At 39.2% G+C, this 8188-nt stretch carries 7 protein-coding genes and 1 pseudogene; 5 read left to right on the forward strand and 3 right to left on the reverse strand.

Going from position 1 to position 8188, the window contains the following annotated elements:
• Positions 1-241: 241 nt before the first annotated feature.
• Positions 242-757 (forward strand): TetR/AcrR family transcriptional regulator, encoded by a 516-nt coding sequence (locus tag MKX36_RS11935; protein WP_016820902.1) that lies wholly within the window; start codon positions 242-244, stop codon positions 755-757.
• A gap of 87 nt (positions 758-844) precedes the next feature.
• Here the strand turns inward: MKX36_RS11935 and MKX36_RS11940 are convergent, their stop codons facing one another.
• A complete protein-coding gene (locus MKX36_RS11940) occupies positions 845-1927 on the reverse strand; it encodes a HAMP domain-containing sensor histidine kinase (protein WP_340864737.1) in 1083 nt (360 codons plus the stop codon).
• Positions 1920-2597, reverse strand: coding sequence for a response regulator transcription factor (locus tag MKX36_RS11945; protein WP_016820900.1), 678 nt, complete (start codon positions 2595-2597; stop codon positions 1920-1922). Before MKX36_RS11945 ends, MKX36_RS11940 begins: the two co-directional genes overlap by 8 nt.
• A 268-nt stretch (positions 2598-2865) precedes the next feature.
• On the opposite strand from MKX36_RS11945, the gene MKX36_RS11950 reads away from it, so the two are divergent.
• The 3 genes from MKX36_RS11950 to MKX36_RS11960 all read left to right on the forward strand — a co-directional run bounded on the left by MKX36_RS11950 (position 2866) and on the right by MKX36_RS11960 (position 6423).
• Complete coding sequence (locus MKX36_RS11950) at positions 2866-3225, forward strand: glycoside hydrolase family 3 N-terminal domain-containing protein (protein WP_340864738.1); 360 nt, start codon at positions 2866-2868, stop codon at positions 3223-3225.
• 463 nt (positions 3226-3688) lie between these two features.
• Positions 3689-4654: a poly(ethylene terephthalate) hydrolase family protein gene (locus tag MKX36_RS11955; RefSeq protein WP_340864739.1), complete on the forward strand. Its 966-nt coding sequence runs from the start codon at positions 3689-3691 to the stop codon at positions 4652-4654.
• A gap of 260 nt (positions 4655-4914) precedes the next feature.
• Positions 4915-6423, forward strand: coding sequence for an alpha/beta hydrolase family protein (locus MKX36_RS11960; protein WP_019687298.1), 1509 nt, complete (start codon positions 4915-4917; stop codon positions 6421-6423).
• Positions 6424-6571: 148 nt separating this feature from the next.
• Here MKX36_RS11960 and MKX36_RS11965 read toward each other — a convergent pair whose 3' ends face one another.
• Positions 6572-7294, reverse strand: a complete 723-nt coding sequence (locus MKX36_RS11965) for an oxidoreductase (RefSeq protein WP_240753718.1) — start codon at positions 7292-7294, stop codon at positions 6572-6574.
• On the opposite strand from MKX36_RS11965, the pseudogene MKX36_RS11970 reads away from it, so the two are divergent.
• Positions 7266-7544 (forward strand): annotated as a pseudogene (locus MKX36_RS11970) (tyrosine-type recombinase/integrase); the annotation flags it as partial. The gene MKX36_RS11965 and the pseudogene MKX36_RS11970 sit on opposite strands and share 29 nt — an antisense overlap.
• Positions 7545-8188 lie beyond the last annotated feature (644 nt).

Raw genomic sequence — 8188 nt, forward strand, 5'->3', positions numbered from 1 at the left:
CAACATACCGAACTATACGCTAGGGAGCTGATATCGATTGGTCACTTAATTGGCTCAACTACAATTTTAACAAGAGTGATCAGAGGTCCTTTGTTATCATATTTTCTCCTTTATCTAGAATACATCCGTTGTATGAACTCCATAAAATAGACGTATCATTTTTTGTGTAACAAATGTATCATTGGTTAAAATCAGAATCAATGAATCAATAGAAAATGATACAGAAAGGAAAAAATGTAACGTGGAAGATAAAAGATTGAAAAACACACATGTGAAGCTTCAAATTACAAAATCACTTCTTGATTTGTTGAAAATGAAAGAACTTAAGGCGATTTCAATCAGTGATCTTACCTCAACAGCACAAGTAAGTCGCGTTTCGTTTTACAGGAATTATGATGAAAAAGAAGATGTGCTGAAAGAATATCTTTATAAATTAATAGACAGTTGGTATAAGGAATATCAAGATAGTGGTGGTACATCGGAAGATGAACTTTTGGGGAGTTTGTTTGGACACTTTAGTAAAAATAGAGATTTTTATCTGCTTCTTAGCCAAAGGAAATTGTTCTATCTGCTGAAGGAAATACTCAAAGAACTATTCGGACCAAAACCAGAATATCCAAACTTCGGTGCTTATGTAGCAGCTTATTTTTCATATGGATTGTTCGGATGGATTGAAGAATGGTTTGCTAGAGGTATGCAGGAAACTTCAGAAGAGATGACTTTACTTCTGAAAAATCGTGATTTAAATAAAAATTAATCTCCTGAGGTTGTTGGGATTTGGACATTTTCCAGAAGTGAATAATCCCATTTTCTCAATTTAGATGCTGAGAAAATGGGATTATTTCTAGGGTGAAGGAAGAATCACTTCAAAAGTTGTACCTGTGTCATCTGAGCTTACAACCCGGATCGTCCCACCATGCAGCATAACAATCTTTTGCGCAATACTTAAACCCAATCCATTGCCAGGGGAGGCGTGAGAAGGATCTCCTTGATAGAATTTATCAAATATGTGTTTTTGCTGATAGGCATCAATCCCTGGACCGTTGTTGTGAATAGATATACTAACATGTTGAATCTTCGAATTCATATCGATTGTGATCTCGGAATTCGAAGTCGAATACTTAATGGCATTGTCCAGAAGATTGATCCAAACTTGACTAAGCATATCTTCATTTGCAGTAACCATCAGTTCAGACGAATCAAACTGAAAGCTTATATTTTTCGCCGACCATTTCGGCTCCAACAATACAATAACCGTTCGGATGTGTTCGGTTAAGTTAAAAGTCGTTTTCTCAGTGATGATGGCTTGGCTTTCGATCTTGGATAACTGAAGCACATTTGTGGCAAGTTCTGCCAAACGTTCCGATTCATTGATGATGATATCCAAATACTCATTGCGTTCCTCATCTGATAAGTTTTTTCTTTTCAAAACTTTCGCGTACCCTCGTAAGGAAACGATCGGTGTTTTAAATTCATGCGAAAAATTATTAATAAAATCGGACCGCAGCATTTCAAGACTACCGAGTTCTTCAGCCATGTGATTAAAACTTCTGTTCAACTTTCTTAACTCTTTTGGCCCCTTAAGGTGAATACGGACGGAAAAATTCCCTTTGGCCAGCTCTTCAGAAGCATGTATAACTTTTCGAATGGGAGAGAGCGGGATTCGGCTAAATATCAACGATGCAAGGATACTGACCAGAATACTCACTGTTCCAAAATATGTAACAAGAACTAAGCCACCTCCTGAATTTGGATCTTCGGCAGGAGGGGAAGTGTAGAATCCGATATACACGAAAAACACGACAATGACCAACGAAAGAAAAATGGATATGAGCAAAATAAACAACACAATGAACGTAAATATAAAAGTTAGCCCAAATCCACGTAAAGATCTCTCTCTGATAAAGTTTATTATCCTTCTACTCACTATGTTTTACCGCCTTATAGCCAATTCCTCGGATGGATATGATTTCAAATTCCGGATAATCGCCAAATCGCTTTCTTAAACGGTTGATGTGAACATTTAACGTGATATCACTTGTTTCAGAGTCCATGCCCCAAATTTCATCCATTAACTGAATACGGGTAAAAATTTTATCTGGGTACGACAGCAATTTGTACAATAAATAAAATTCCTTCTGCGGCAGTGTCTGCACTTCATTCTCTCTTGACACCGATAATTCATCGTATTGCAGCGTGATTTTTCCTATTTGAAGCTTCCGTTCATTCTGGATCTTGGCTCGCCGAAGCAAAGCCTTAATCCGAAGTAGCATTTCGTCTTCGTCCACAGGTTTGACCATGTAATCGTCTGTTCCTGCCATAAAACCTTTACGTTTGTCTGCCGGTAAATGTTTGGCACTAACCATCAGAATAGGAATATCATTTTTGCTCTCGCGGATCGTTTGAGTCAACTCGAATCCATCCATTTGAGGCATCATGATATCAAGAACAATTAAATCAATATGCTGCTTGTCTAATAATTCTAATGCCACGATGCCATTCTCCGTCAAAAACACCTCGTATCCTGCAGACCCAATGATAGTTTTCATTAATTTGGCCGTATTTTTATCGTCTTCTACAACGAGAATTTGAAACATTCCCCTCAATCCTTTCCGTTACTCTTTAGTAACTGAACTGGCATTCTATCACAATGTACTGCTTGAAGTGAACAACGAGCACGACGCTTTTGTTTATTTTCAGTTTATATACTCATGGTAATATATGTCCAGCGAAGTACAATTCATCAAACCCCCGGATGTTCTGAATATCTAATATTTTCATTTGATTGTAAAATTAGGTGTTTGCCGGAGGCGCTGCTGAATATTCTGCTGGGCATCTACCCCGCTGCGGCAGGCCAGAATCGCAATGGTGAGATCCGCGAGCAGAAGTACGGCCATTCCCGTAGGCACGGCCCTTGCCCAGAGCTGGAACCCGGCGGTTTGCCAGGAGTGCGGCGACATTGTGGGGGAGGAGATGAAACGGTTAGGCGTGCACCTGTGGCTGGCACCGGCGATGAACATCCATCGCAATCCACTCTGTGGCAGGAACTTTGAGTATTTCTCGGAGGATCCTCTTATCAGCGGCAAATTGGCGGTTGGTATCATCTTGGGAGCCCAGAAACATCCGGGCTGCGGTGCCACGGTCAAGCATTTTGTCTGCAACAACCAGGAGACCAACCGCTTCAATTCCAATAGCGTGGTCACCGAACGGGCAATGACATCATGATGCCTGGCGGCAGGAAAACCATGAAGGTTTGATGAAGGTTTGATGAACGCTTTGAACAATGAGACGGCAGCCTATCCGCTGACCCGCGCAAATCTGGAGAAGTGTCTTCGAGAGAGGCGCAGAACCCTCTATGTTTGTTATAATGACATATTTTATATTGTTTCTTCTAAGACATTAAGGGGATGAATACTGAAGATAATGCCGTATTTGAAGGCAAAACGATTGCCAGATAATTTGCCGGTATATAATTATGCACCCGATGTTGTATAGTTTATTTCATATTAGCTTAATGTTAGTAAAGGTGTAAAACAGCAGACATTAATTAATGGTGTTTGCTGTTTTTTTTATCAGCATGTTACATTTAATGCTTTATGTATCGTTTTGTCTTGGTTTATTGATTCAACTATTATCTGATGATACATTTGTTACACGAAAAAACTATCATCATACTCAGGAGGAAATAGTGAAAATATTAAAAAGGATATTGTTAGTTGTGTTTATCATAGTTATTGTAATTATTCTGGCAGTTATAGCGTTGTTTGCATTTCAGTCATACCGCTTTGATAATTATTATAAGTTTGTAAAGACTGATAAGCCAATAGAGGCACAATATACAGCTCTTGGACCAAATGAGGTTTCTTCTGTAGAATTCGATGCAGAAAATGATACCTATAAAAAATATGAAATTTGGTATCCGTCCGAAATGAAAGATCGTTCATCTGCATATCCTCTCGTTGTATTGGCAAACGGGACGGGAACCCCGGCATCAAAATATAAATCTGTTTTTAAACATCTTGCATCATGGGGGTTTATTGTTGTTGGCAATGAGGACTTGAATTCTCGAACGGGAGCTTCATCGTCTGCAATCCTTGACTTTATGCTAAAGCTGAATGAGGATAGGGAGAGCGATTTTTATGGGAAAATTGATGTTGATAACATTGGGATCGGCGGACATTCGCAGGGAGGCGTGGGAACAATAAATGCCGTAACCAATCAGGAGAACGGTGATTTCTACAAAGCTATGTTTACGGCAAGCGCCACTTCAAGCTTCTGGGGACAGCAAAGCCAATTGGGAACCGATTGGAGTTACGACGTATCCAAGATCAAAATCCCTTACTTCATGGTTGCTGGTACGGGAGATTTTGATGCGGGAACTGCAGAAGACATAACGGCTACAGAAGGGCAAGGAATTACTCCGCTTTGGTCACTTAATACGAATTATTCCAATATTCCCGATACGGTAACCAAAGTTATGGCTAGGCGCGTAAACACTGACCACAGCGATATGGTGAACCATGCAGACGGATATATGACAGCCTGGTTTATGTATTGGCTGAAAGGTGATGTACAAGCGGGTAACGCATTCTTTGGTGACGATGCAGAGTTACTTGAAAATGCGAACTGGCAGGATGTTATTAGAAGTCAATGAATTATTTTTATATACAATTACAACAATGTTATATACCTGATAAAGGACTGGATTCCAGTCCTTTTTTAGTTGAGTTGGAATTACTTCGTAAGATTGCTACAGAACAGAAATATTAAGTTAAAAATATCCGTTTGTGTTTTATTTGGTTATAGGCATCATCATATCAGTTTATTTTCAGTTTATTCAGATCAGGTATATTACTTCAAGGAAAATAAGACACAAGACAGTAGACATCCTCAACAAATATCAAGGAGAATTCAATGAGAAAAATGATTAAAATAATAGGCATGTGTATATTGATATTCATTCTTTTGATCGTGGGACTGAGAATTAAAAATATGTTATTCCCTCCAAAAGTTGATAGCAGTGAACTAGATATTGATAAGATATTTGCACAACAGGCGCAATCCCAAGAAGGACTTCATCCTCTTGAAAATATTGAGCAGAGAACCATTGATATAAAATACATCAGCAAGGACAATATAGTGGACACCCGACAAATGAGGCTCTATATTCCGAAGGATGCGGAGCAGCCGATCCCCGTCATCTATATTCCTCACTATGAAATGACCGAGGATGCTGTGGAATTGCGCAAGTATCTAGCTGAAGGGTGGATGGTTGCTTCACCGACGAAATTTGATAATAAATACAACGGTCAGCTGACCGATGATGATCTGGTTTTCAATAATGCCGCCTTATATACGCTTCGTCATATGGAAGAAGTCGATCATCAAAGAATCGCCCTCGTTGGGGGCAGCGCAGGTGGATACACGACACTGATGCTTAACGCTTTGCAAATGGGGATTAATGCTTCGATCGCGAATTCACCGATTGCTAATGTGTACTTTAATTTTTATCAGTATTTTCCCGAAGGAAACCAATTGAACAACAACAAGATGGGCTGGGTTATGCTTAAAGGATTGTTTAAAATGATCACTGCGGAGATAACGGCAAAAGAAATGCTGAAAACGATGATGGACTTACCGATTCCGTTTCTAGGTATGGTATCCGGCATGTTTGAGCCGATCTTAGATAATTTTCCGGATAAAGAAGACATCGCAAGATGGGAAGCATTCTCCCCGGTTGCACTGGCAAATCATTTTAGTAGTCCTCTGGTCATCAATCATGTTACGTCTGATGTTTTGGTTCCAGTCGATCAGATTTCAAGACGATTCACCTATGAAGAAAACGGAAGTTCAATGCCGGAGGGGTTTTCGACAAGACTGAATAGCAGCTATCCGGGAGTTCTCGGACATACTTTGGAAGAAGAACTGCCTTCAGACCTCACAAGAACAGTGCACATTATTATTACTGACCCGGATAAAGACAGCATACTTCCTTATGACAGTAAGAAACCGTTCAACCTGAACATTTACGACGATGGAACTGTAGAATCTTACGGGAGCCACCGAGCGACATCCGGAACAGGTGTAACCGATGATATTCCGTATCTCAGAGATATGCTCTCCCGTAGCTTGGCAGAAACAGAAATGCTGCTACCTGGAAAGCTTCTTCTGCTTTTGGATCGTTATCAGGGAGAGAGTATACAATTACCTGCTCATCAAGGAATTGATGATACTGTTTATGGCTCCCTTGTCATTTATCAGCAGGAAGTCGTAGAGGAATTAAATCAGTGGGCAGAAAACCATTCTATGAATGAATTGAATCATTTTATTCAGGGATCAATCACAGATATCGATGATACCATATTAAAGAACCAGTACACAGCCACATGGAAAGAGATAAAGGAAAAATTATCACGAATGTAAATTAGTTACTGCAGCATCTTGTTAAAAATTTAACAGGATGCTGCAAACTTGATTTATTTAGCTGGCTCTAAATGAAGGATGAGATGTGGATACACAGAAAAGGGCAGCAGAAACAATACCTTAGCTATCCTGCCAATATGTGATTTTATTATTTGTAATCTGCGTTTATCGTTGTTTCTTTCCATTGTTCTATGCTGGCAAGCATGTTGTTAAATTTATAGGTTGCTGCATCATAGGCTTGTTGACCAAGCAACAAACGAAGTGGAGGTTTCGTTGTTTCCACGACTTTAATAACCGCTTCAGCAGCCTTTACAGGATCTCCAGCTTCTTGACCAGCACCAAGTTGAATACCTTGCAGCATATGGCCGACAATAGATTCTTTAAGCTCAGGTATGCTTGTCTCAGTCTTGGCAGAAGAACGGCCACCCCAATCTGTACGAAAACTGCTTGGCTCCATTAAAGTCACATAAATATTAAAAGGAGCCAGTTCTTGCGCAAGACTTTCGGAAATACCTTCAACGGCGTATTTTGTTGCGTGATAATACCCGAGAGTTGGGAAGGAAGTTAGACCGCCAATGGACGAGAAGTTTATAATGTGACCACTTTTTTGTGAGCGCATGTAGGGAAGTACAGTATTCGTAATATGCATGAGTCCCCAGAAGTTAATTTCGAACATCTTACGCGTTTCTTCTTCTACGCTTTCCTCAACAGAGCTAAAATATCCGATACCTGCATTGTTCACGAGCACATCAATACGTTTAAACTTCTCAATCGTATGGTCAACCGCATTTCGGATCTGTTCCGGATTAGTGACGTCGAGTGGGAGAGCGAGCACATGATCTTCATGCCCGGCTGGAAGAAAAGGAGGCACACGAAGACTTACTCAAAGATCCATAGAAAAGTTAATTCAAAAATATGCTAATCTTTATGGTAAACCGTCTTTAAATGTGCATGCTTTGAGACTTGCAACTAGATATCATAAGGCTAACAATGATGTTCCAAAACTGAAGGATCAACTAGGTCATTTATCAGTACAGACAACGATGATATATACACATTTATCAGATGACGATCTGAAGACAGCGGTTAATAAAATGGATTTGGATTTTTTTATGCATTAACTCTAAGTTCAATTGTAATTCAGTAGATGATTATTGAAGATAAAGTTATTGCATAAAGGATGGATGATATGATTTATGCCACAACTTTATCTTCATTTTTACTTATGCAATAATCTTAAGTTCACTAATGCAATAAAGTTAACTTCAACGGACAACTGTACATCGACACAAAGTTACCTACCAAAGAAACCCTTATTTTATAAGGATTTTTCTGTTTTTAGTAGGCAACTTTGTGTCATTATTTCGTGACACAAAGTTGCCTACTTGACTGGGAAATGACACTAAGTTACCTACTTGACTGGAGAAGTAAAAGTTTTATGCAATAGCATTACTGATACAGCTATGCTTATCTGTTCAGAAACAAACTTTAGAAGAACGCTTTTCCAACAAACGTTTACATGAAAAAATCCGTTCGATACTTTTTTAGAATTCGACAGAAAAGGTGTTTTTTCAACAAAGGAGTGTTTAATCAAAGATCGAATATATAGAACTATGTCAAACTTCTACAAAATATTGGAGGAAATGCATATTATGTACTCACCAGTCCGAAAGATAGAGAATGAGATGGGGAGAAATAGATTTTATGTTTTTAGTAAGAGGCTTGGTAGGGAGGTCAGACTTTATAATTCCCTTCAATATGATCA

This window comes from Paenibacillus sp. FSL W8-0439, assembly GCF_038008995.1.
Lineage (GTDB): Bacteria > Bacillota > Bacilli > Paenibacillales > Paenibacillaceae > Paenibacillus > Paenibacillus polymyxa.